This window comes from Priestia sp. ST2, from assembly GCF_055810735.1.
Genome location: NZ_JBVVNT010000003.1, coordinates 256282 through 278835, shown reverse-complemented (window position 1 = coordinate 278835; position 22554 = coordinate 256282). Strand labels below are relative to the sequence as shown.

The 22554-nt window shown below is 38.9% G+C and carries 24 protein-coding genes and 2 riboswitches; of the genes, 18 read left to right on the top strand and 6 right to left on the bottom strand.

Annotation, left to right across the window (positions count from 1 at the left end):
* Nucleotides 1-144: 144 nt before the first annotated feature.
* The 5 genes from queC to AC0KUU_RS13900 all read left to right on the top strand — a co-directional run bounded on the left by queC (nt 145) and on the right by AC0KUU_RS13900 (nt 3340).
* Entirely contained in the window at nt 145-810 is a 666-nt protein-coding gene (gene queC, locus AC0KUU_RS13920) for a 7-cyano-7-deazaguanine synthase QueC (RefSeq protein ID WP_043979622.1), read from the top strand.
* Nucleotides 810-1250, top strand: coding sequence for a 6-carboxytetrahydropterin synthase QueD (gene queD / locus AC0KUU_RS13915; RefSeq protein ID WP_013055983.1), 441 nt, complete (start codon nt 810-812; stop codon nt 1248-1250). Before queC ends, queD begins: the two co-directional genes overlap by 1 nt.
* Nucleotides 1243-1974 (top strand): 7-carboxy-7-deazaguanine synthase QueE, encoded by a 732-nt coding sequence (gene queE / locus AC0KUU_RS13910; protein WP_080781617.1) that lies wholly within the window; start codon nt 1243-1245, stop codon nt 1972-1974. The genes queD and queE overlap by 8 nt, the downstream gene beginning before the upstream one ends.
* A 98-nt stretch (nt 1975-2072) precedes the next feature.
* Nucleotides 2073-2570 (top strand): preQ(1) synthase, encoded by a 498-nt coding sequence (queF, locus tag AC0KUU_RS13905; RefSeq protein ID WP_013082243.1) that lies wholly within the window; start codon nt 2073-2075, stop codon nt 2568-2570.
* 68 nt (nt 2571-2638) lie between these two features.
* Entirely contained in the window at nt 2639-3340 is a 702-nt protein-coding gene (locus tag AC0KUU_RS13900; RefSeq protein ID WP_322551871.1) for an NAD(P)H-binding protein, read from the top strand.
* A 33-nt stretch (nt 3341-3373) separates the two neighbouring features.
* Here the strand turns inward: AC0KUU_RS13900 and AC0KUU_RS13895 are convergent, their stop codons facing one another.
* Together AC0KUU_RS13895 and AC0KUU_RS13890 are read right to left on the bottom strand one after the other, a co-directional pair.
* Nucleotides 3374-3607: a hypothetical protein gene (locus AC0KUU_RS13895; protein WP_162213846.1), complete on the bottom strand. Its 234-nt coding sequence runs from the start codon at nt 3605-3607 to the stop codon at nt 3374-3376.
* 316 nt (nt 3608-3923) lie between these two features.
* Entirely contained in the window at nt 3924-4109 is a 186-nt protein-coding gene (locus AC0KUU_RS13890; protein WP_013082245.1) for a YkvS family protein, read from the bottom strand.
* A gap of 307 nt (nt 4110-4416) precedes the next feature.
* Between AC0KUU_RS13890 and AC0KUU_RS13885 the strand changes: the two genes are divergently transcribed.
* The 4 genes from AC0KUU_RS13885 (at nt 4417) to AC0KUU_RS13870 (ending at nt 6965) form a co-directional block, all read left to right on the top strand.
* Nucleotides 4417-5262: a patatin-like phospholipase family protein gene (locus AC0KUU_RS13885; RefSeq protein ID WP_097824012.1), complete on the top strand. Its 846-nt coding sequence runs from the start codon at nt 4417-4419 to the stop codon at nt 5260-5262.
* Between the two features lie 17 nt (nt 5263-5279).
* Nucleotides 5280-5474, top strand: coding sequence for a hypothetical protein (locus tag AC0KUU_RS13880; RefSeq protein ID WP_013055990.1), 195 nt, complete (start codon nt 5280-5282; stop codon nt 5472-5474).
* Nucleotides 5475-5621: 147 nt separating this feature from the next.
* On the top strand, nt 5622-5948 hold the full coding sequence (locus AC0KUU_RS13875; protein WP_013082248.1) for a hypothetical protein: 327 nt from the start codon (nt 5622-5624) through the stop codon (nt 5946-5948).
* A 312-nt stretch (nt 5949-6260) separates the two neighbouring features.
* Nucleotides 6261-6965, top strand: a complete 705-nt coding sequence (locus AC0KUU_RS13870) for a cell wall hydrolase (protein WP_322551872.1) — start codon at nt 6261-6263, stop codon at nt 6963-6965.
* 26 nt (nt 6966-6991) lie between these two features.
* Here AC0KUU_RS13870 and AC0KUU_RS13865 read toward each other — a convergent pair whose 3' ends face one another.
* Nucleotides 6992-7351 carry a YueI family protein gene (locus AC0KUU_RS13865; RefSeq protein WP_013082250.1) on the bottom strand — a complete coding sequence of 120 codons (360 nt, stop codon included), beginning with the start codon at nt 7349-7351 and terminating at the stop codon, nt 6992-6994.
* A gap of 675 nt (nt 7352-8026) precedes the next feature.
* On the opposite strand from AC0KUU_RS13865, the gene AC0KUU_RS13860 reads away from it, so the two are divergent.
* The 5 genes from AC0KUU_RS13860 to AC0KUU_RS13840 all read left to right on the top strand — a co-directional run bounded on the left by AC0KUU_RS13860 (nt 8027) and on the right by AC0KUU_RS13840 (nt 11123).
* Nucleotides 8027-8323, top strand: a complete 297-nt coding sequence (locus tag AC0KUU_RS13860) for a hypothetical protein (protein WP_043979610.1) — start codon at nt 8027-8029, stop codon at nt 8321-8323.
* Between the two features lie 230 nt (nt 8324-8553).
* Nucleotides 8554-9852: an NCS2 family permease gene (locus AC0KUU_RS13855; protein ID WP_013055996.1), complete on the top strand. Its 1299-nt coding sequence runs from the start codon at nt 8554-8556 to the stop codon at nt 9850-9852.
* Between the two features lie 173 nt (nt 9853-10025).
* Nucleotides 10026-10400, top strand: coding sequence for a cbb3-type cytochrome c oxidase subunit I (locus AC0KUU_RS13850; protein ID WP_043979607.1), 375 nt, complete (start codon nt 10026-10028; stop codon nt 10398-10400).
* 204 nt (nt 10401-10604) lie between these two features.
* Nucleotides 10605-10868, top strand: a complete 264-nt coding sequence (locus AC0KUU_RS13845; protein ID WP_322551873.1) for a hypothetical protein — start codon at nt 10605-10607, stop codon at nt 10866-10868.
* Nucleotides 10869-10916: 48 nt separating this feature from the next.
* Nucleotides 10917-11123: a hypothetical protein gene (locus AC0KUU_RS13840; protein WP_013055999.1), complete on the top strand. Its 207-nt coding sequence runs from the start codon at nt 10917-10919 to the stop codon at nt 11121-11123.
* Nucleotides 11124-11180: 57 nt separating this feature from the next.
* On the opposite strand, the gene AC0KUU_RS13835 is transcribed toward AC0KUU_RS13840, so the two are convergent.
* The 3 genes from AC0KUU_RS13835 to AC0KUU_RS13825 all read right to left on the bottom strand — a co-directional run bounded on the left by AC0KUU_RS13835 (nt 11181) and on the right by AC0KUU_RS13825 (nt 17642).
* Nucleotides 11181-11978, bottom strand: a complete 798-nt coding sequence (locus AC0KUU_RS13835) for an HAD family hydrolase (protein WP_322551874.1) — start codon at nt 11976-11978, stop codon at nt 11181-11183.
* A 381-nt stretch (nt 11979-12359) separates the two neighbouring features.
* Nucleotides 12360-15803, bottom strand: coding sequence for a methionine synthase (gene metH, locus AC0KUU_RS13830; RefSeq protein WP_043979603.1), 3444 nt, complete (start codon nt 15801-15803; stop codon nt 12360-12362).
* Nucleotides 15804-17642 carry a bifunctional homocysteine S-methyltransferase/methylenetetrahydrofolate reductase gene (locus AC0KUU_RS13825; RefSeq protein ID WP_043979601.1) on the bottom strand — a complete coding sequence of 613 codons (1839 nt, stop codon included), beginning with the start codon at nt 17640-17642 and terminating at the stop codon, nt 15804-15806.
* A gap of 107 nt (nt 17643-17749) precedes the next feature.
* Nucleotides 17750-17856: riboswitch (SAM riboswitch) on the bottom strand.
* A gap of 339 nt (nt 17857-18195) precedes the next feature.
* Between AC0KUU_RS13825 and AC0KUU_RS13820 the strand changes: the two genes are divergently transcribed.
* The 4 genes from AC0KUU_RS13820 (at nt 18196) to ribH (ending at nt 22199) form a co-directional block, all read left to right on the top strand.
* Nucleotides 18196-19230 carry a YkvI family membrane protein gene (locus tag AC0KUU_RS13820; RefSeq protein ID WP_237074669.1) on the top strand — a complete coding sequence of 345 codons (1035 nt, stop codon included), beginning with the start codon at nt 18196-18198 and terminating at the stop codon, nt 19228-19230.
* A 107-nt stretch (nt 19231-19337) separates the two neighbouring features.
* Nucleotides 19338-19488: riboswitch (FMN riboswitch) on the top strand.
* Between the two features lie 279 nt (nt 19489-19767).
* Complete coding sequence (gene ribE, locus AC0KUU_RS13815; protein ID WP_013056005.1) at nt 19768-20427, top strand: riboflavin synthase; 660 nt, start codon at nt 19768-19770, stop codon at nt 20425-20427.
* 16 nt (nt 20428-20443) lie between these two features.
* On the top strand, nt 20444-21637 hold the full coding sequence (locus tag AC0KUU_RS13810; protein WP_043980584.1) for a bifunctional 3,4-dihydroxy-2-butanone-4-phosphate synthase/GTP cyclohydrolase II: 1194 nt from the start codon (nt 20444-20446) through the stop codon (nt 21635-21637).
* 91 nt (nt 21638-21728) lie between these two features.
* A complete protein-coding gene (ribH, locus tag AC0KUU_RS13805; protein WP_013056007.1) occupies nt 21729-22199 on the top strand; it encodes a 6,7-dimethyl-8-ribityllumazine synthase in 471 nt (156 codons plus the stop codon).
* Nucleotides 22200-22554: the final 355 nt, after the last annotated feature.

Sequence of the window (22554 nt, the reverse complement as noted above, 5' to 3'; positions counted from 1 at the left end):
GACGTGTATCTTAGTTGCTTTTTAGGGAGATTGCTGGAAAAGAGCAGTCTCTTTTTTGTGTTATAAAATTAGTCACAAAGGGAACGAACGGTTCAATAAAGTTTCTTCTTCTTTTGATTTCAATCAAAAAGGAGACGAACAATAATGATGAAAAATGAAAAAGCTATTGTTGTATTTAGCGGAGGTCAAGATAGTACAACATGTCTATTTTGGGCTTTGAAAAACTTTAAAGAAGTAGAAACGGTTACTTTTCAATACGGTCAGCGCCATAGTCAAGAGATAGAGGTAGCAAAGGCTATCGCAGCTGATTTAGGTGTGAAGCACACCGTACTAGATATGTCACTTTTAAATCAATTAGCACCAAATGCCTTAACGCGAGATGATATTGAGATCGAGCAAAAAGAAGGAGAGTTGCCTACAACGTTTGTTGACGGCCGCAATCTGTTATTTTTATCATTTGCAGCCGTACTGGCTAAAAACAGCGGAGGCCGTCATATCGTAACAGGCGTTTGTGAAACTGATTTTTCAGGATATCCAGACTGTCGAGACGTATTTGTGAAATCGTTAAACGTCACGCTTAATTTATCAATGGACTTCGAGTTTGTGATTCATACGCCGCTTATGTGGATTGATAAAGCAGAAACGTGGGCGTTAGCGGATGAGCTAGGAGCGCTTGAATATGTGCGTGAAAAAACATTAACGTGCTACAACGGTATTGTTGCTGATGGATGCGGCGAATGTCCCGCATGTCAATTGCGAAAACGCGGGTTAGATCAATACATGCAAACGAAAGAAGGAGGAGAGAAATAATGCTGCAACAAATGTATCCTCAAGTATTTCATGACTATGAATATGAACTGAACAAAGATATGCAGTTTGCTGCGGCACATTTTGTTCCTCACACAGAAGCAGGAAAATGCCGTCAAGTCCATGGACATACGTATTTCGTAAATCTAACTGTTGCCGGAGATACATTAGACGAAGCGGGCTTTTTAGTAAACTTTGCGCTATTGAAAAAAATTGTTTCTGGTCAATTTGATCATACATTATTGAACGATCATTCTATCTTTAACGAAGAAAATCCAAATGATTTTCCTACAACTGAAGTTGTTGCCCGTAAAATTTATGAGTTGGTTCAAGAATATCTAGACACACTACCAAATAAGCCTTCTTGCGTACAAGTATTCGTGCGGGAAACGCCGACAAGTTACGTAGTTTACCGCCCAAAGAAGGTGAAAAAACGTGGCTAATACAATTCCAGTACTTGAAATATTCGGACCAACGATTCAAGGGGAAGGAATGGTTGTAGGACGTAAGACGATGTTTGTTCGTACCGCGGGCTGTGATTATTCCTGCAGCTGGTGTGATTCAGCTTTTACATGGGATGGATCGGCTAAAAACGATATTCGTCAGCTAACAGCAGAACAAATTTGGACGGAGCTAAAAGAAATTGGAGGAGAGTGCTTTGATCACGTCACCATTTCTGGAGGAAACCCTGCGCTTATCAAGGCGATTGGTTCACTTGTAGAGCTTTTGCACAGTCAAGGGGTAAAAGCAGCTCTTGAAACACAGGGGAGCCGTTATCAGGATTGGTTCCTAAAGATCGATGATTTAACGATTTCTCCTAAGCCTCCAAGTTCATTAATGAAAACAAATTTCCCCGTATTAGACGATATTATAGAGACATTAATAAAGGAAAAACGCCTGGCGCACATAAGCATAAAAGTCGTTGTATTTAATGATGAGGACTTTGAGTATGCAGCGTCTGTTCATGAACGTTATCCTGAGGTTCCATTTTTTGTTCAAGTAGGAAACGAGGACTTAACGACAATCGATAATGCGTCGTTAACACAAGAATTGCTTAAAAAGTATGAGTGGTTAATCGATAAGGCAGTGGCAGCAAAAAACATGAACGATGTAAGAGTTCTGCCGCAGGTTCACGCCCTTGTTTGGGGAAATAAACGAGGCGTGTAAGCGCATAGCAAAAAATTTACAAAGAAAAATAAAAACAGATATATACAAAATAAAAAAACGCTGTTAGAATGACAATCGTAGAAAGAGAGGAAATGCAAATGAGCGGTCGAAAAGATGAAGAATTAGAAGGTGTATCACTCCTTGGAAATCAAGGAACAAACTATTTGTTTGAATATGCACCAGAGATTCTAGAAGCATTTGATAACAAACACCCAAATCGTGATTATTTTGTGAAATTCAACTGTCCGGAATTTACGAGCTTATGTCCAAAAACAGGTCAGCCGGATTTCGCAACCATTTATATTAGTTACATTCCAGATGAAAAAATGGTAGAAAGCAAGTCGTTAAAGCTTTATTTATTCAGCTTCCGTAACCATGGAGATTTCCATGAAGACTGTATGAACATTATTATGAATGACTTAATTAAACTGATGAATCCAAGATATATTGAAGTATGGGGGAAATTCACACCACGTGGCGGAATCTCAATTGATCCATATACAAACTATGGCCGTCCCGGTACGAAGTATGAAGAAATGGCTAATTATCGCCTGATGAATCATGATTTATACCCAGAAACAATTGATAATCGTTAATTCGAACAAACAGGTTGTGTATGCAACCTGTTTTCCATTGCAAAAACAACAGGTGAGAAGGTGAAAGAATGTCACAGAGATCAGCATTAGTATTAGGTGCAAGCGGACTTGTTGGTCAAGAACTTTTAAAAATGTTATTAAGCAACAGCTTATATAACCATGTGACAGTGTTTGTTCGAAAAAAGCTACCAATCGAACACACAAAGCTACGTCAGCTTGAAATTGATTTTTCAGAGCTTGATAAGCACGAAGAATGCTTTGCAGTTGATGATGTATATTGCTGTTTAGGCACGACAATGAAAAAAGCAAAAACAAAAGCGAAATTCATTAAAGTGGACTACGAATTTCCTTTAAAAGCGGCTAAATGTGCAGAAAAATATCGCTGCAAAAACTTTTTAACGATTACAGCAATTGGTGCTGATCTTCGTTCGCCATTCTTTTACAGTAAAGTAAAGGGGCAAGTAGAAGAAGATATCGCAAGTTTGTATATCCGTTCTACTCACTTTTTCCGCCCATCGTTATTATTAGGCAAGCGCCAAGAGTTTCGCCTATTTGAAACGATTGGGGGATACACGTTAAAGTCGTGTTCATTTTGCCTTGTAGGAAAGTGGAGAAAGTATCGTCCAATTAAAGCTTATAACGTAGCCAAATCGATGATGAAAGCTGCTCTTGAAGATAAATGTGGGGTTCATGTACATGAAAGCCAAGACATTTATACAGGTGAATGCTATTATTCGTTTACCAACGGCAAGCGAGTATTATCAAAATAAAGAAAAGCCTCTTCATAAGAAGAGGCTTTTTTTCTATTTTCCGTCACCATCCGCATCTCCATCTCCACCGCTATCTCCATCGCCATCATGATCGTGGTTAGAAGCAGTTTCACTCCAGCTTGTGTAGGAGTTAGAATCTTCTTCGGCATAATTCATGGGTTCAACGGATGTTTTTTTATTTGAAGTTTGTTTGCGTTTAAAAACGAACTGCACGATGAAAAAAAGAATGACAATAAGAGCAACGATAAACAATACAGTATCAAACATGCTAGTAATTCCTTTCGGTAAGAAGATAGTAGTAGCTTGTTCTTATTGTCACACGAAAATAAGCCCCTTTCAAGAAAAAATGGGGCCTGTTTTTGTTTCTTTAAGGAAACTTTTTTTATCTCAGCCATATATTATTGTATAAAGAAACATTTTAGAAAAGAGGGAGTACAGTGAAAAAAAGTTCGAAGGATGTTAAGGTGCAACAGTATATTTACCTCATGTATAAGCTAGGGATTATTACAGAAGAACAAAAGAATCAATTCTTTCAAAATCAATAAAAAAGCAACCGCTTTTGCTGTGCGGCTGCTTTTTTCCTTTACATAGCTGGATTAATGATGATGTAGTTTTTGTGGTTGACAACAGTTCGCTGCTCTAAGTCTAAATCGCGGTAGTTTGTCATGTAAGTCAAATCTACAATCACGGAGTTTTCATTTACTTTTTCGACAATGCCCTGTAAGCCATTTTTAAATTCTATCAAGTTTCCTACCTCTGCTATTTTCATGATTCATCGCTCCTTTGTTTTAAATTAGTTCATTATAAATTTTTTAAATAATTTTAATTTTAAAAATAGTAAAACTAGTTAGCGTTTTCTTTTTTACAATTTTGCCTTAAAACTGGGAATTAGTAAAGGGTTTTTTGAGAAAATATAAAATAAAATTGAAAAAATAAGTAAAATATGCTGAGAAATAAAAGGAATTGGTAGCTTTAACGAAAGAGAGAAGCAGGACAGTTCCATCTTTGTTCATCTTTCGTTATAATAAACGAGGTATAATCTTGTCATAAATTATAAGAATTAGAAGGTGTAGAAATTGAAAGATACTGGACTCGTGCTCGAAGGAGGCGGTATGAGAGGCCTTTATACAACTGGAGTTTTAGATTACTTTATGGAAAGAAATCTGTACCTTCCGTATGTAATTGGCGTTTCAGCCGGCGCTTGTCATGCCACTTCTTATTTATCTAGACAAATAGGAAGAAGTCGCAAAGCTAATTTAGATTTTTTAGAGGATCCTCGCTACTTGTCGTGGAAAAATTATTTTAAAACAAAAGAGATATTTGGAATGGATTTCGTTTTTGATGAAATTCCTAATCAGCTTCTTCCATTTGACTTTGAGGCATTTGCTGAGCGTACAGAGAAGCTTGTAGTAGGAGCAACGGACTGCTTGACGGGAGAACCCGTTTATTTTGATGAATATGACCGGGACATTTTGACAGCGGTTCGCGCTTCTAGTTCCCTTCCATTTTTAGCACCTGTCGTTACATATAAAGGAAAAGAGCTGTTAGATGGAGGAATCAGTGATCCGATTCCAATCAAAAAAGCAGTGCAGGATGGATATAGAAAAAATATTGTTGTGCTAACGCGAAACGAAGGATATCGAAAAAAGAAATCAAATATGCTTTGGTTATTGAAGCGCAAATATCGTCATTATGATGGGCTGACTCGTGCGCTTGAGAACCGCTATAAATTGTATAATGAAACATTGTCATATATTGAAGAACAGGAAAGACAGGGGAATATCTTTGTGATTCGTCCGCAAACCCCTCTTGTAGTAGGGCGAATTGAGAAGAATCGTGAGCGTCTCGACGCTCTTTACAACCAAGGATATAAAGAAGCAGAAGCTCAATTTGCATCTCTGCAAAATTGGCTGAACAGTTAAAAGCGAGGTGAAACTGAATGGATGAACAAACAGCAATAAACATGTTGAATGAGTTAAGTGAAGGAAAAGTAACCGAAATTAAAGTTAAAAAAGAAGACTTTCTTGCTTTTCGCCCTTTTTTAGTAAATCGCCCTGATTTCAAACATTTTCGTGGAATAGCTGGACGCGGTGGAGATTTCACCTATACGTATCTAGAAATTCCTAGGAGCTAAACGAAATGATGGCATTATTTGATTATGCCTTATATAATGGATGTATGAGCCTGTACAGTAGAGAATATACTGTTACAAGTGCTTGTGCGTTTATTTAGTAACGTACGGTAAGAGCGAATAAACGTGTTTAGTTATAGGAGGGATATTATGGATGAGTTTCGAAAAAGTACAGCACCTTTTTATTTTGCAGATCATATATGGAAAGATAAAAATGGAATGACGACTTATGGGATGCTGTTAACGAACCGGCCCGAAGATGACGGGGACTATGACCTCCATTCGTTATTAGAAGAAGCATATGTAGATCATAAAAAAATTCTAATTACTACTGTTTACGACAACAGTGAACAGCAGTTGACCGGATACGTGATACATTTATCAGATGATCAAGACGTCTTTACGTTTATGGATGATACGGGTGCTAAGCTAGTGATTGATTTCTATGATGTTGTAGAAATTGAGATCGAAGATTAAAAAGAGCTGAATGTTGATTACAACATTCAGCTTTTTTGTGTAAAAGTAGATGAATTTAAATGTTTATCATAAGAATTATAAGGGAAAAATGAATGAAGAAATTTCTGATTAAACTGAAATAAACCGGGAAAATATACCTGTATTTTAGAAAAATTACCGTGATTATGACAAAAAACAAGGTACAATGTCATAATTGTGTTCCGAACGTAATTTTGTTCATCAAACTTAAAGAAATGTAATTGAATCGTTCGGTGAAACCCCTATATTGCTATGATAGAGTAATACCATACGAAATTTCAGGAGGTATTACCTATGAAACATAGTTATATGAAATCAATGGTAGTAGCTTGTTTAGCTACTCTTTCATTTATAGGTTTTAATGCAACAGCTACGGCTGCAACTAATTATAAAGTAGTCAAAGGCGATAGTCTTTGGAAGTTAGGTAAAAGATATAGTGTAACAATTGACGATATTAAAAAATTAAACAATCGTCAAGGAGATATGATTTATATTGGTGAAACATTAGCGATTCCGAGTAAGACAAAAGTGCTGGCTGCTGAAACAACGGAACCTTCAACGGCAGCCCCAGCTAAGCCAGAAGCAAAACCAGAAGCAAAACCCCCGGAGCAGGAAACACCTGCAGTTTCGATTTCAGCAAGTGAAAAAGATTTATTAGCTCGCTTAGTAGAAGCTGAAGCAAAAGGCGAATCATATGAAGGAAAAGTAGGGGTAGCAACAGTGGTGTTAAACCGTGTAGATTCTCCGAAGTTTCCAGATACGGTAACAGGAGTTATTAAACAAGTTGTCGGAAAAGCATACGCTTTTTCACCGGTCCAAAACGGATCAATTAACAAACCTGCTTCAGAAGATTCGAAAAAAGCAGTAGAGCAAGCATTGACTAGAAAAGATCGTTTAGACGATTCCATTTACTTTTATAATCCAAAAACAGCTACCGATAACTGGATTCGTTCACGTGCTGTAATTAAAACAATTGATCATCATGTATTTGCCAAATAAAAAAGAGCCGTTCTGGCTCTTTTTTTTTAGTCTAAAAAAATATCTCGTTCCAAACTGCCTTCAGAACCTGTTAAAACCAGACCAATATCGGTATCAGCTTCTAAGTTCTGAACGATAGTAAAAGGCACTTTATGTTGGTTAGCCGCTTGAATATAGGGGGAGAGGTATGAATAAGACAAGGAGCCATTTAAAAACAAATGACCGTCTTTCACTTTTTTTAAAAGAGGCTTTATTTTTGCTGCATCCTTTTTCATGACTTGCCCTTTTTTTAGCGCAAGTTCAATATTCTCACGTAGAGCAGTTAAGAAATATCTTCTTTCGTCTCTTTTTGTTTCCTTTGCTCCGTACATTCCTCGTTCTAAGTATTCTTCTAGTTGATCAGACATTGCATCACTTCCTTTCGTTATAAACTATAAACGATTATGGCTATAAGTAAAAGGGACAGGAAAAAAGGAAAATCACTGTGCTATATCACCTGTTTTTTTGCTGAGTATAAAGAAAAACAAAAAATGTGTTGAAATTTAGCCTAAAATATTGTTTAATGTAAATAGATAGAAAATCATATCGGTTTTTTATTAAAGGTTTGTAAGCGATTACAGATATACATACATAGCAGCGTTTGGGGAGACGCTCCTATGATTTTATGTTCAAAGCGCATTGTATAAAAAGGGGATTATATAGCTTTAGGGCATATACGGTCAAGCAAAGGGTCAGATAAATTAATAAAAAATCGTTATGTATTTTCATAAGAAGAACGGTCAACATTTTTGTTGAGCGTTCTTTTTATGCGTTCATATTATGTTTATTCCTCATTGCAGCAGGTGCTGAAAATCGTAAAGGTCCATTCCTCGTTTCATCTCTCTTATTTTACATAAGTTACATGTAGTATGTTTCAAAGCCTTAAAAAATATATGTCTCTACGCTTGTTTAATCCTAACGAGGTGGTAGAAAAGGAATATTTTTTAAGAAATCACAAAAAAAGAGGCGATTGCCTATGCAAGAAGTAGGTGAATAACATATGTAATAAAGAGAATGAAATATAATTTGAGGAGGCATGTATCATGCAAGAATTTGATATTAATGACATAAGAAGACCATTCGGTGGTTTTGGAGGCTTTGGTCGTCCAGGATTCGGTTTCGGAGGCTTTGGTCGTCCAGGATTCGGTTTCGGTCGCCCAGGTTTTGGTTTCGGTCGTCCTGGTTTTGGCTTTGGCTTTGGTCGCCCTTGGGGTTGGGGATTTGGAGCTCCATTTCTTGGAGGATTAGTTCTTGGAAGTGCATTAGGAGGTCCAGGTTATTACGGTTATCCAGCACCATATTATCCGCCGTACCCACCATATTATCCTTATTATTATTAAAACAATGAGCGCTGATAAAGCGCTCTTTTATTATGTCCAGTCCAAGATATATATAGAATGAATGCAAGACGTTACGTTTAGAAAATGATAACAGTTTTAAATAAGGAATGAACGCTTAAGCTAAAGGAGACAAGTTTTCCTTGCAACAATTGTTGATTTTGCTATAATAACTTCGGTGGCATTTTTGGTCACTGGGTGGGCGAGGGATAGATGAAAAGAAGGAAATTAGATTGAACGCATTATTTGAAAAGTTGTTTCGTTTAAACGACCACCAAACAACTGTTGGAAAAGAAAGTTTAGCTGGGGTCATTTCATTTCTTTCCATCGTGTATATTATTGCTGTTAATTCAACCATTTTGTCTGATGCTGGTATTCCGCTTGAAGCAGGAATATTCGCAACAGTAGCTTCGGCTTTTGTAGGCTGTGTTATTATGGCTTTTTGGGCAAACGCGCCTCTTATTTTGGTGCCAGGTATGGGGATTAATGCATTGTTTACGTATACGATGGTTCAATCAATGGGGTTATCTTGGCAAGAAGGGTTATTAGCAGTAGTGATATCCGGCTTTCTTTTTATAGCATTAGCTTTCTCACGACTGTCTGCCAAAATTGTCTCTTCGATTCCGCATTCGCTAAAAGAAGCGATAACAGTCGGTGTTGGCTTATTTTTAACATTTATTGGTTTGCAAAAAGGGAAGCTTGTAGTTCCAAGCGAAAACACTTTTGTAGCACTTGGAGACTTGTCAGATCCGTTTGTGATCAGTACGCTGTTGACGTTAATTATCACAATCGTACTGTTTATCCGAAATGTGAAAGGTAACTTTTTGTTAAGCATGATTGCTGGATCAGTCCTTGCCTTCTTACTTGGTGTAAGAAGCGGTGCAGAAAAAGGACAGTCCGCTGGGAGCGTGAACGACTTCTTTAGCAGCTTTGGCACATTGTCTTTTGGAGCTATTGGAGACGTTGCGTTTTGGGCAGCTGTCTTTTCATTAACAATGGTATTGATTTTTGAAAATATCGGTTTGCTGCATGGTCAGCTAGGTATGATGAATCAAGATAGCAAATTTCCGCGGGCCTTTCAAGCAACAGCCGCCTCAGCTTTGCTAAGCGGCGTGTTTGGAACAAGTCCAACGGTGTCTTCTGTAGAAGGAGCATCTGGTATTGCAGCTGGAGGGCGAACGGGTTTAACATCGCTGATTACAGGAGTTTTATTTTTAAGTTCACTTCTGTTTATTCCATTTATCAAGCTGGTTCCAGATAGTGCTATTGCACCTATTCTTATTGTTATTGGAGCATTGATGATTCAAAATATCAAAAACATCAATTTACAGGACTTAACAGAAGGTTTCCCTGCATTTTTAATTATTGCGCTTATTCCTCTTACGTACAGCATTGCTGATGGAATTGCATTTGGTTTCATTGCGTATCCACTGCTTAAATTATTCCTTGGTAAAATGCGTGAAGTATCGATGTTTATGTATGTAAGCGCGCTGTTGTTTTTCTTGAATTTTGTGCTGCATTATATTGCTTAAAATAGACAGCTGAGTACTTTTGCTCAGCTGTTTTTTGTGTTTGCGGTAAAGAATCCACTTTTTAGATATCATACTCCGTATTTCGTGTCCTTTGGCTAACTTCCGCTTCTAAAATGACGTTTCCTGCGTAAAGTAGTACAGAAGTCGGAGGGGGATATAAGGGGGAGAAAATGATGGGAATTAAATTAATTAAAATATCAGCCGTTTATTTTGGACTTGGCATCATATTGGGGTATTATATGTCAATTGTTCACAGCTACGCTTTGACCCCTGTTCACGTGCACATCAATTTATTAGGATGGACGTCGCTTACGTTAGCGGGACTTATTTATTATTTGTTTCCTGCGTTTAGCGAAAGTAAATTAGCCAAACTGCACGTATGGTTGCATAATATAGGATTACCGGTCATGATGATTGGTTTATTTTTCATGATCGTACTAGAAAACCAAGCTTTTACACCCGTAGTGGCAGCAGGCGCAACACTTACGGCTATTGGCGTTTTAATTTTCGTATATCACATCCTTAAAAATTTGAAATCTGAACGATAAACGAAGAAGGTCGTTGACGATGACTCCTAATTTCAAAAGGAAAAAGAACCAGCTATAGCGAATATACATGTAAACAAGGTGAAAGTGTGATTTACATAAAGGTGTGCTAGGCATCTTTATAAGGAGGGGTAAGCTGCAGGGATTTCTAGCTCTTATAAAAGCCAATAAAAGGGCTGATTATAAGTTTCTTGCGGCGGAGATACTATGGGAGAACATCAACAATTAGTGCGTGTTAGGGAGCTAGCAAATGAAATTATTCGACTTCGTCTTCGAGACCGTACGACTTATGACGAATTAGAGTTGCAAAATAATGTAGAGTTGTTGTCTCGTTCTGTGGTTGACTTAGTAAACATTATGTTAGCCGAAGATGTGGATTCGTCTACGTCTTTAAAAGCTACAGCTTCTAAAATGAAAATGGTGTATAATAATATGCATCAAGCTGAGAAAAAAGATTATTTGCATTTCTAATTGCTAGGCTCCTTTTCGCCACAAACGAAATGGAGGTGTACGAGGCAGATGCTATCGTCACTAACGACTTCTGAAGCTATTGTAGCATCCGTTCTTGCACTGGTTGTCATTGCCGTTTCCATTATCTTTTTTGCCACTCTTATTATGGTTGTTGTTCGACGAGAAAGAATCAGCAGCTTGGTTAATCACGGAGAGCATGCAGATGGAAAGCAAAAAAGCTTAGGTGAATTTTTTCGTTCTTTACGGAAAAAATAACTACCGTTTTCTTATTAAATAGATAAAAGCGGTCAATTTAAACGTTGACCGCTTTTTTTAGATGGTTTGCTTATTTTTTTCTAAAACAATACCCGCTGCTTCACTAACAGATGACACAACAGCAGAGGCGTGGCGCTGCACAGCTTCAGGAGCTGTAGCCATAGCGAAACTGTTCGGCGTTAATTGAAACATAGGAATATCATTAAATGAATCCCCCACACATGCAATTTCCTCTGGTTTTAGCTGAAGATGATTTAATAAAATTTCAATGGCATTTCCTTTGCTGATATGTTTAGGCATAATATCCAAACACTGCTTGGCAGAAATATATGTATCAATATAATCACCAAACTCTTCGTTCACTTCTTTTTGCAGAGCTACCATTTCATCATGATCTCCAAGAACCGTGATTTTAGATGGAGAAAGAGCGTGACCAAATGAATCCGTCATTTCCATTTGTTCTTCGATAGGGAAAAACATGTGAGTTTCAATCGCTTCAATAATTTCATTTCGCTGCTCTACGTAATTCGTGTCGTTTGAACAGACAAGCGTAATACGGTTAGGATCTATCGTTTTTTTATAAAGTTGAACTGCTAAATCATCTTCAAACACTTTTCCATGAAGTTCTTGATTTTCTTTGGTCCACACAAATCCTCCGTTTTGGCTAATGCGATGAAATGTATTATTAATATCAGTAGAAATCTTTAAAATTTCCGTATCCATTCGTCCAGACGCAAGACAAACCTCTACTCCTTGGCGCTGAAGTTCACTAAGTGCGTCTGCATTATGCTGTTCTACGTATTTTTCTTCGTGTAAAAGAGTGCCATCTAAGTCGCTTACAAATAATTTAATCATTGCTTGAAAATTCCTTTCCCTGAAAAATTTGCTGTGACAAGAGCGTTACAAATTTATTACATTCCTTATTCTATCAGTGTTTCCTAAGAAACTCATAAAAAAAGCTCAGACCGGCGGTGAATTCAAAGAGATTAAGACATAACTGCATCAATTTTTTCCGCAGGAGTCTTCGCCTTGCCCTTCAGTCAACAGCTAGAAACAGCTACATGAAATCCAGTTCACGATCACAATGAAAAAAATCCGAACGCAGTTGATTCTCAATTAAGAATCTGGATTTACGGTTCGGATCTTTCTTCAGCTAAAATCCATTTGTCGCAGCCTTTTTTTCAGGTTTGTTCACTGTAAAAAAACAGCCGCGGTCTAAAAGACCGCGGCCATATTTTACAATACGTTAAAATATTTCGCTTCAGGATGTGCAAAAACAAGGGCTGTAACAGAAGCTTCTGGTTCCATCATGAAACCGTCTGTTAACTGAATGCCGATGTCTTCAGGTTTAAGTAATTTAAACAGTTTTGCTTGGTCCTCAAGGTCTGGACATGCAGGATATCCGAATGAAAAACGCTGACCTTGGTATTTGGCTGAAAAACGCTCCGCCATTGTAAAGTCAGGCGAATCGGGGAATCCCCAGCGGTCACGAATTTGCTGATGAACACGTTCTGCTAATCCTTCAGCTAGTTCAAGCGCAAGAGCTTGGAACACGTGACTCTTTAAAAACTCGCCGTTTTCTTTGAATTTCGCCGCGCGTTCGCGAATGCCTGTTCCTGCTGTTACAGAGAAGAAACATACATAGTCCATCTCTTTTTCTTTAGGCTTTGCAAAATCAGATAAGCACAAGAACTGTCCTTTTGCTTGTCGAGGGAAGGTAAAGCGTTCAATTTCTGTTTTTTCATCAGCAGGATCATAAATAATTAAATCATTTCCGTCTGCTTGAGCAGGGAAGAACTGATAAATAACCGCTGGCTTAATTAAGTTTTCTTTTAGTGCCAGTTCGAGCAGGTCATCAACGGTTTCTTTTAATTGAACAGCACGCTCATCTTTTTCAGCAAGCAGCTTATTCACTTTTCCTTTTAGTCCTAAGTGATGGCCTAAAAGCATCTGCCAGTTAATATACGGAAGAACCTGTGCCAAATCGTAGTGTTTAACAACGTGGCGCTTTAAATCAGCAGGTACAAAAACAGGAGAGTCCGTTGAAATGGCGGATCTTTCTAAAACAGCCGTAGCTGCTTGAGCGGTTTGAGGCTGGCGTTCTCGAACCGTTACTTTCTTTTCTTGCCGCGTTTTTAAATCTGCTAAAAGCTGAATAACTTCTTCTTTGTTCTGCAGCTTATTTGCTAACGCTAATCCGTCCATCGCATCTTTGGCGTAGAGGACCGCACCTTCATATTCCGGGGCAATTTTAAAGTCAGTAAATTTACGGGAAAGGGCAGCGCCTCCTACCATAATTGGAACATCAATGCTTGATTGTGTTAAATCTTGGGCAGTCAAAACCATTTGCTGAGCTGACTTTACTAGAAGACCTGACAGGCCAATGATGTCTGGCTTTTCTTCTTTTACTGCTTCAATCAGCTGCTGGGGCGTTACTTTAATTCCTAAATCTATTACTTTAAAACCATTGTTGCTTAAAATGATGTCTACTAAGTTTTTACCGATATCATGCACGTCGCCTTTAACCGTTGCAAGAATAACTTTGCCTTTTCCAGAATCATTTTCAGTTGCTTCCATATGAGGTTCTAAAAAGGCAACGGATGCTTTCATCACTTCCGCACTTTGAAGCACTTCTGCTACAATCAGCTGGTTGTCATTAAACAAACGTCCAACTTCCGCCATCCCCTTCATAAGCGGTCCGTTAATAATATCTAACGGATCATCATATTGAGCTAAAGCCTGTTCTAAATCAGGAAGCAATCCTTCTTTTGTACCTTCGACAATATACATTGCCAATCGTTCTTCGAGTGTTAACGTAGAAATTTCTACTTTTGCTTCTTTCTTTTTATCACGATAAAAGTCGGTAAACGTGCTTAACGTTTCATCAGTTGTGTTAAATAATAACGCATTAGCAAGCTCAATTTCAGCTTCTGGAATAGAAGCATAGCGCTCTAACTTTTCGGTATTAACAATGGCATAATCGAGTCCAGCCTGCGTACAGTGATAAAGGTAAACCGCATTTAGTACTTCACGTCCGACTGGAGGAAGACCGAATGACACGTTACTTACGCCGAGAATGGTCAGGCAATCAGGCAGGGCTTCTTTAATCATTTTAATCCCCTTAACTGTTTCTTCAGCAGAACCAATGTATTGTTCATCACCAGTCCCTACAGGAAACACAAGAGGGTCAAAAATAATATCTTTTGGATTAAAGCCATGTTTTTCAACAAGCAAATCATGTGAGCGTTTAGCAATCTCTACTTTTCGTTCTGCAGTAACGGCCATGCCTGTTTCATCGATTGTACCGACAACCAGAGCTGCACCGAATTTTTTTGCTAGCGGTAAGATTGCATCAAAACGCTCTTCACCATCTTCTAAGTTAATGGAGTTAATAATGACCTTACCTTGCGAGTACGTTAAAGCTTTTTCAATAACTTTCTCGTCCGTTGAATCGATTACAAGAGGAACCTTCACTTTTTTTACAACTTCTTGAATAAATTCCTCCATGTCTTCCATTTCTTCACGGTCCGGATCTGCCAAGCAAATATCAATAACGTGAGCACCATTTTTAACTTGAGCACGCGCAATTTCAGATGCTTCTTCAATTTTTCCTTCCGCAATCAGACGCTTGAACTTGCGAGAACCGATTACATTCGTACGTTCTCCCACAAAAAGAGGGCGCATAGAATCGTCATATACAAGCGGTTCAATACCGGTTACAGCATGGTTATGCTCGGAGCGATCAAGCGAACGGGGCGCAACCTCTTTTACCGCTTCCGCCAGTGCTTTAATATGAGCAGGCGTTGTACCGCAGCATCCGCCTACAAAGTTCAGCCAGCCTTTATCAGCAAACCCTTTAATTTTTTGAGCAAGCAGCTCAGGGGATTCATGATAATTGCCTTCTTCATCCGGAAGTCCAGCGTTTGGATAACAGCTAACTGCTGAAGTGGCTAGGTCTGAAAGAGAGCGAATATGATCCGTCATAAATTCAGGGCCTGTCGCGCAGTTAAGTCCGACTGAAAGAGGCTTCATGTGTTCCAGTGATAAGTAAAAAGATTCGATATCTTGACCAGCGAGAGTTGTTCCCATCGGCTCAATTGTTCCTGAAATCATAATAGGAACTTCGGTTTTTAGTTTTTCAAACGCCGCTGTAATACCTAAAAATGCGGCTTTTACGTTCAGCATATCTTGACAGGTTTCGACTAAAAGCAAGTCAACGCCGCCGTCTAACAAACCTCGAGCTTGCTCTTCATACGATTCTACTAACTCAGGGAATGTAATACCTCCGGTAACAGAGAGAGTTTTAGTGGTAGGACCGATAGCTCCAGCTACGAACCTAGGCCATTCGGGAGTTGAATATTTATCGCGGGCTGCACAAGCAAGCTTCACAGCTTCGATATTCAATTCATACGCCAAGTGACCTAAATCGTATTCATCAAGTACGGTAGATGTTGAGCCAAACGTATTGGTTTCAATGATGTCAGCACCTGCTGCAAAGTACTCTTCATGAATGCGCTGAATCACATGAGGCGCTGTTCGAGTCAAATATTCGTTGCAGCCTTCATATTCTTCGCCGCCAAAATCTTCAGCGGTTAAATCAGCATCTTGAATCATCGTTCCCATTGCTCCATCGATGATGAGTATTCGCTTCTTTAGTTGTTGTTCGATAAGTGAGCTCATTTATATCTTCCTTTCTGATGTAACAAGTTGCTTGTCATGAATATAGCGTGTTAGAATTTCGGTCATTTCATAGCGCATAAACGGCGTAATTAAGTAAATACCGTCAAATAACTCATATGCTGTATCAATTAAGCTTTTTGCAATCGCAAGACCTTCGACTTCACCGCGGATTCGGTCATTTCCCGTTGCATCCATGCGTTCTAGAATATCTTCTGATAATTTAATTCCAGGTACTTCATGGTGAATAAATCGAGCATTTCTTGCGCTTGTTAACGGCATGATACCGATATATACCGGTGTTGTTAAATGTTTGGTTGCTTCATATACCTCTTCAATTTGCTTAGTTGAATAGAGAGGCTGAGTAATGAAATAGTGAGCCCCGCAGTCGATTTTCTTTTCCAAACGCTGAACGGCTCGGTCTAAGTGACGCACGTTTGGGTTAAAGGCAGCTGCAATGGAAAAATTGGTTTTTTGACCAAGTGGTTTGCCGGAATAAGATAGTCCTTCATTAAACTGAGCGATTAAACTAATCAAGTCAAATGAAGATAAATCGTAGACCGAAGTGGCGCCAGGGAAATCGCCAACTTTTGACGGATCACCCGTAATTGCAAGTACTTGATTCATTCCTAGCGTATGAAGTCCCATTAAATGAGATTGAAGTCCAATTAAATTTCGGTCGCGACAGGTAATATGAATAAGCGGTCGTGCTTTTGTTTCTTGCTGCATCAGTGTTGCCATTGCCAAGTTGCTGATGCGAGGTGAGGCAAGAGAATTATCAGCTAATGTAATAGCATCTACGCCGACTTTATCAAGTGCTTTTGCGCCTTCTAAAAATTTCGTCGGACCAAGCTGTTTAGGCGGATCTAGCTCGACGATAACCGAGCGGCGCTTCTTCACAATTTCATGCATATGAGGTTTATCCTGCTGCTCACGCTCTTGAACCGTAACGGCAGGTCTCATTTTAACAACTTTGCTTGTAATCGGAGGCAGCTCTTTTAAGGCAGATGACATTGCGCGTACGTGAGCTGGTGTTGTACCGCAGCATCCTCCAATTAAGCGAACCCCTTGTTCGCGGAATAAACGCGCGCTTTCTACAAAGTAGTCTTCATTTGTTTCATATTCCAGCTTTCCTTCCACATACGCCGGAAGGCTGGCATTAGGGTAAGCAGATAAGAAAGCACGATCAGGAAGCGGTACTTCTTCAAGAGACTGAATCATATGATAAGGACCTAAACGGCAGTTTAGCCCGACAACATCTGCTCCCAGCGCCTCTAATTCTTTTAATGCATCTGCTAAAGGGCGGCCATCTTGCAGTACGCCAATATCATGCAGGGAAACGTGAGTAATAATAGGCTTATCCGTTTCTTTTCTTGCCAGTGTAAGAACGGTTTTTAATTCTTCGAAATCATAGTATGTTTCAAACAAAAGGCCATCCACGCCTTCATTTAAAAGCCAAAACATCTGTTCACGAATGCTTCGCTTAACCTCTTCTAAACTAATAGCGTTTTTTTGGAAAGAACGAATTCCGCCGAGTGTACCAACCACGTAAGCCTGATCTTTTGCAGCTTGTTTCGCTAATTTTACACCAGCAACATTGATGTCTTTGACTGAATCTTCTAATCCATAACGGGCAAGTTTTTGATAATTAGCAGCGTACGTATTTGTTTGAATAACGTTTGCACCAGCTTCTACATAGGCTCTGTGAATACGAGCAACCTCTTCTGGTTTGGTGATGTTTAGTTCTTCAAAACAGCTGTCAATACCGTGTGAGTAAAGGAGGGTACCAGTGGCACCATCCCCAATTAAAATTTTAGACTTTAAATCTTCAAGTAACCCCATGTCAAAACCTCCTTAAATTGTTCCGCTTCTATTTCACGAGTGATTCGTTTTATGCAATATGCCGATAAAATAGAAAAAGTCTTCTTAAGAAGAAGACTTTTTTCGCCTTCTTATCTTCCAAGCAATAAATTGCTTGCTGGATTTAGCACCATGTCTCTAACGACTGGTTGCTGAGGTTTCAAAGGGCCAGTCCCTCCACCTCTCATGATAAGAATCAATTGTATATAATTGAAACATATTTTTTTAAATAGAAAGAATACTTATTTAATAATTTATCTGATTTTTAGAAATTATACAACAGTAAATTGTGAATTTCCAGCAAATATTGAGGAAAATTTAAAAGCTAAAGGGAAAATATCCGTATATTTTGTTTGAAAATGACTGTTATGTTAGGGGTTAAAGAGTTTTTTGTGAGAAATACAAAAAGAAAATGAAAAAAATAAACCAAAAGGCACAAGCACTGGGATGTGCGTAGATTTACACGTGAAAAGGCTCGTCTTTTTTTTATCGTTTCTACATATAGTGAACTATGAAGGATAGAAGGGTGATGGGCATGAAAAGGTGGAAACTCACGCTGCAGGTTGCTGCTACGTATGTAGGCACCGTTGTAGGAGCCGGTTTTGCAACAGGCAAGGAAATCGTTCAATTTTTTACACAGTACGGGGAACTTGGAATGGTCGGAATTTTGGTCAGCGGCTTGTTTTTTATTTGGCTAGGTTCAAAAATGATGCTGCTTTCGCACGCAATTGGGGCTTCTTCTTATCAGCAGCTTAATACATATTTATTTGGTGATGTGCTTGGAAAAGTGGTAAACGGTGTAATGATTGTCATTTTATTTGGAGTAACTTCAGTCATGCTAGCGAGTACGGGAGCAATAGGAAAAGAACAGTTTGGGCTGTGGCCTCCTGTTGGGATGATTTTTACAATTGTTTTAACTTATATATTTATCGCAAAAGGAATTAACGGTATTTTAATGGTTAATTCTCTTGTTGTGCCGATGATGCTTTCATTTGCTTTTATCATATTTATGCCGAATATCAGCTATTTCTCACTGATTCAAACGAAGCCGGATTTAACGCTCGTCACGCAGTGGAAGTGGGCGGTTAGTCCCTTTTTATATATTTCCCTGAATCTAGCTTTGGCTCAGGCCGTTTTGGTCCCATTAGGAAGCTCGGTGAAAGATAGGAGCGTGATTACAAAAGGGGCCTTAATAGGAGGTTGTGTACTTACGTTTATGCTTGTTTCTACTCATCTTGCCCTTTCCAATTTGCCTTATTCATTTCAACTTGATATTCCGATGAGTGCCGTTGTTAAAAATATCTCAGCGTGGGTGAATGTTTTATTTACGGTAGTTGTGTTGGGCGAGATTTTTACTACATTGATTGGAAATGTATTTGGCATCGCTAAGCAGCTTCAGTCATTTCTTCCCCTCAATGACAAACAAGCTTTTGCGTTTATTATCTTGGCTTGCTTTATTATTGGGCAATTCGGATATGCCCAGCTTCTTGAGTTTTTGTATCCGATATTTGGCTATATTGGACTAGCTTTTGTATGGATGCTATGTATTAAAAAAGAAAAAATAAGCTAAAAGCTGGATTTTAAAAAATAGATGTGAAAAAACGAAGTTAAATGATGTGACAAGTCGATTTTACTTTGCTATAATGTAAAACAAATAAGACTATAGCAGTCGAATATATTATCCTTCGGGGTCGGGTGTAAGTCCCAACCGGCGGTGATAAAGCGTATGCTTTTAAGCCCGTGACCCGTTTTCATACGATGTATGTTAGCGGTGGATCTAGTTAAAATCTAGAGCCGACAGTAAAAGTCTGGATGGGAGAAGGATCAGGAAGCACAGTTGTTTTTTTTGTGTTGAATTAATAAGGGGCACGCTTGCCTTTTTTAAAGCTACCCTTGTTTTTGTACACAAAATATAACTGTTTATTTCGTATACAATTAGCGGAATTTTGCATAGATAAAACTGATTCAGCTCAGCCGACCCCTTGGACATTTGTTCAAGGGGCTTTTTTATTTTCAGTGGTTGGGGGAAAGATAAATATGAAAAAAAAGCAGCTGCTATTTCAAAACGGTATAAGAAGTTGGAATAGCGCCAAAGCAGGTGAAGAAAATGTTCACAGGTATTATTGAAGAAATTGGAAAAATAAAACGTATTCAAAAGGCTACAGAAGCAATTGTTCTTACGATTGATGCGAAGACCGTGTTAGAAGATGTGAACTTAGGAGACAGTATTTCAGTTAACGGCGTTTGTTTAACCGTAACGGCTTACTCTCAAAATGAATTTACGGTCGACGTCATGCCGGAGACGATTAAAGCAAGTACCCTTCAGCTTCTAACCGTTGGATCACGTGTTAACTTAGAGCGGGCGATGGCTGCAAATGGCCGGTTTGGAGGGCATTTCGTTAGCGGACACGTTGATGGAATTGGAACTATTGTAAGCAAAACACGTAAAGGAAATGCTTTTTATTATGAAATTCAAGTCGATCCTGAACTTCGTGAATTTATGATGTTAAAAGGATCTGTTTCCGTAGACGGAACAAGTCTTACTATTTTTGATGTCAGCAACCAATCATTTACTATTTCTCTTATTCCTCATACGGTGCTTCACACAGTCGTTGGAGACAAACAGCGAGGAGACAAGGTGAATATTGAATGCGATATGTTAGCTAAATATATGCATCAGATGATGACAAATAAGTCAACTCCTGGCGCCTCGAATCGTTCAGGTAACATGAAGGATTTATTGCAGCAGCATGGTTTTACAAATTAACAGTGAGGTGAAAGAGATGTTTCATAAAGTAGAAGAAGCCATTGAAGAGTTAAAAAAGGGAAAAGTGGTTATTGTATGCGATGATGAAGATCGAGAAAACGAAGGAGATTTTATTGCATTAGCCGAAAAAACGACGCCTGAGGTTATTAACTTTATGGCTACTCATGGAAGAGGATTAATTTGTACACCTGTTAATGAAGAAATTGCGCATAAATTGAATCTTCACCCGATGGTAGCGAACAATACGGATGTACATGGCACAGCATTTACAGTAAGTATTGATCATATTTCAAGTACAACAGGTATCAGTGCATATGAACGTTCTGCTACCGTTATGGCTCTTGTAAATGAAGCGACGGTAGCAAGTGATTTTCAACGCCCAGGACATATTTTCCCATTGATTGCAAAAGACGGGGGCGTTCTGCAGCGTGCAGGTCATACAGAGGCTGCTGTTGATTTAGCAGTATTAGCAGGAGGAAAGCCTGCGGGTGTTATTTGTGAAATTATGAATGAAGATGGAACAATGGCACGTGTACCGGATTTAACAAAAATTGCAGAGCAATTTGATTTAAAAATGATTACAATAAAAGATTTGATTGCCTACCGCCGCAAACATGACCAGCTTATTAGCCGTGAAGTAGAAGTGAGCTTACCTACGGCATTTGGTGAGTTTAAAGCTGTAGGATATACAAATAAACTTGATAATAAAGAACATGTGGCTCTTATCAAAGGTGATATTGATCATAATAGCCCCGTTCTTGTTCGTGTTCACTCTGAGTGTTTGACTGGAGATGTGTTTGGTTCTGAACGCTGCGACTGCGGTCCTCAGCTTCACGCAGCTCTTATGCAAATTGAAGAAGAAGGACGCGGCATTCTGCTGTATATGCGTCAAGAGGGCAGAGGTATTGGCTTACTAAATAAGCTAAGAGCATATAAGCTGCAGGAAGAAGGATACGATACCGTAGAAGCGAATGAAAAACTCGGGTTTGCTGCAGATTTACGAGAGTATGGAATCGGTGCTCAAATCTTAAAAGACCTTGGAGTCAAACAAATGAAGCTTTTAACGAATAACCCTCGTAAAATTACTGGGCTAAAAGGCTACGACCTTGAAGTGATCGAGCGAGTGCCTCTTCAAATGCCGGCAGTGGATGCCAATAAAAAATACTTAGATACAAAAGCTAAAAAATTAGGTCATTTATTACATTTATAATTTTACACTTTTTTTCGTTATAACAAATGAAGCTAATTCATGAAAAGAAATGTAAATAACTATATATTAATACTAGCAGGAGGAACAAAAGATGAATCATTTATATGAAGGAAATTTAGTAGGCACAGGATTAAAAATCGGAATCGTGGTAGGGCGTTTTAATGAATTTATTACAGGCCGTTTACTTAGTGGAGCAGAAGATGCGCTCAAACGTCACGGCGTAGCTGATGAAGACGTAGACGTGGCTTGGGTGCCGGGCGCTTATGAAATCCCATTAATCGCCAAAAAATTAGCTGAATCTAAAAAATATGATGCAGTGATTACGCTAGGAACCGTTATTCGAGGAGCTACTCCACACTTTGATTTTGTATGTAATGAAGTAGCAAAAGGCGTTGCATCTCAAAGCTTGCAAACAGGCGTGCCAATTATCTTTGGTGTATTAACAACTGAAACAATTGAGCAAGCAATTGAACGTGCAGGAACAAAAGCAGGAAATAAAGGATGGGAAGCTGCAGCATCAGCTATCGAAATGGCTAACCTTTCAAAAATGATTGAAGGATAATAGATACCATTCCGTTTTTTGTAAGCTGAAGAGTTAAAAGAGGCTGAAACAAAAGTATGTTAGTTGAAGGAAGATCCGAACGATGAGTCGTTCGGATTTTTTCATTGGTAGGGTGAACGCAGGTTTCAGGTATGTAGTGGCTTCTAGATGTAGATTAAAAGGTCAGGCGAAGACTTCTGCGGGAAAGCGGAAGAAGTGTGCCCCCGCAGAAGCGTAGGCAACGAGGAGGCTCAGCGGCCGCCCGCGGAAAGCAAAGTCTTGCACGGAAATCAACAGCAGTGTAGAAAGCGATCTATACTGTCTCATGTATCCCGTTTGTTCGCCTTTAGATTGGATTGATGTAGTTTTGTCTCAA

Bases quoted from the DNA above. Each gene is read 5' to 3' on its own strand.
- queD (WP_013055983.1), top strand. From the start codon at position 810: ATGCTGCAACAAATGTATCCTCAAGTATTTCATGACTATGAATATGAA.
- AC0KUU_RS13825 (WP_043979601.1), bottom strand. From the start codon at position 17,642: ATGGGGTTACTTGAAGATTTAAAGTCTAAAATTTTAATTGGGGATGGT.
- metH (WP_043979603.1), bottom strand. From the start codon at position 15,803: ATGAGCTCACTTATCGAACAACAACTAAAGAAGCGAATACTCATCATC.
- AC0KUU_RS13880 (WP_013055990.1), top strand. From the start codon at position 5,280: ATGGATGAACAAACAGCAATAAACATGTTGAATGAGTTAAGTGAAGGA.
- ribH (WP_013056007.1), top strand. From the start codon at position 21,729: ATGAATCATTTATATGAAGGAAATTTAGTAGGCACAGGATTAAAAATC.
- AC0KUU_RS13900 (WP_322551871.1), top strand. From the start codon at position 2,639: ATGTCACAGAGATCAGCATTAGTATTAGGTGCAAGCGGACTTGTTGGT.
- ribE (WP_013056005.1), top strand. From the start codon at position 19,768: ATGTTCACAGGTATTATTGAAGAAATTGGAAAAATAAAACGTATTCAA.
- AC0KUU_RS13890 (WP_013082245.1), bottom strand. From the start codon at position 4,109: ATGAAAATAGCAGAGGTAGGAAACTTGATAGAATTTAAAAATGGCTTA.
- AC0KUU_RS13840 (WP_013055999.1), top strand. From the start codon at position 10,917: ATGCTATCGTCACTAACGACTTCTGAAGCTATTGTAGCATCCGTTCTT.
- AC0KUU_RS13845 (WP_322551873.1), top strand. From the start codon at position 10,605: ATGGGAGAACATCAACAATTAGTGCGTGTTAGGGAGCTAGCAAATGAA.
- AC0KUU_RS13850 (WP_043979607.1), top strand. From the start codon at position 10,026: ATGGGAATTAAATTAATTAAAATATCAGCCGTTTATTTTGGACTTGGC.
- AC0KUU_RS13895 (WP_162213846.1), bottom strand. From the start codon at position 3,607: ATGTTTGATACTGTATTGTTTATCGTTGCTCTTATTGTCATTCTTTTT.
- AC0KUU_RS13820 (WP_237074669.1), top strand. From the start codon at position 18,196: ATGAAAAGGTGGAAACTCACGCTGCAGGTTGCTGCTACGTATGTAGGC.
- AC0KUU_RS13860 (WP_043979610.1), top strand. From the start codon at position 8,027: ATGCAAGAATTTGATATTAATGACATAAGAAGACCATTCGGTGGTTTT.
- AC0KUU_RS13870 (WP_322551872.1), top strand. From the start codon at position 6,261: ATGAAACATAGTTATATGAAATCAATGGTAGTAGCTTGTTTAGCTACT.
- AC0KUU_RS13875 (WP_013082248.1), top strand. From the start codon at position 5,622: ATGGATGAGTTTCGAAAAAGTACAGCACCTTTTTATTTTGCAGATCAT.
- AC0KUU_RS13865 (WP_013082250.1), bottom strand. From the start codon at position 7,351: ATGTCTGATCAACTAGAAGAATACTTAGAACGAGGAATGTACGGAGCA.
- queC (WP_043979622.1), top strand. From the start codon at position 145: ATGATGAAAAATGAAAAAGCTATTGTTGTATTTAGCGGAGGTCAAGAT.
- AC0KUU_RS13835 (WP_322551874.1), bottom strand. From the start codon at position 11,978: ATGATTAAATTATTTGTAAGCGACTTAGATGGCACTCTTTTACACGAA.
- AC0KUU_RS13810 (WP_043980584.1), top strand. From the start codon at position 20,444: ATGTTTCATAAAGTAGAAGAAGCCATTGAAGAGTTAAAAAAGGGAAAA.
- queF (WP_013082243.1), top strand. From the start codon at position 2,073: ATGAGCGGTCGAAAAGATGAAGAATTAGAAGGTGTATCACTCCTTGGA.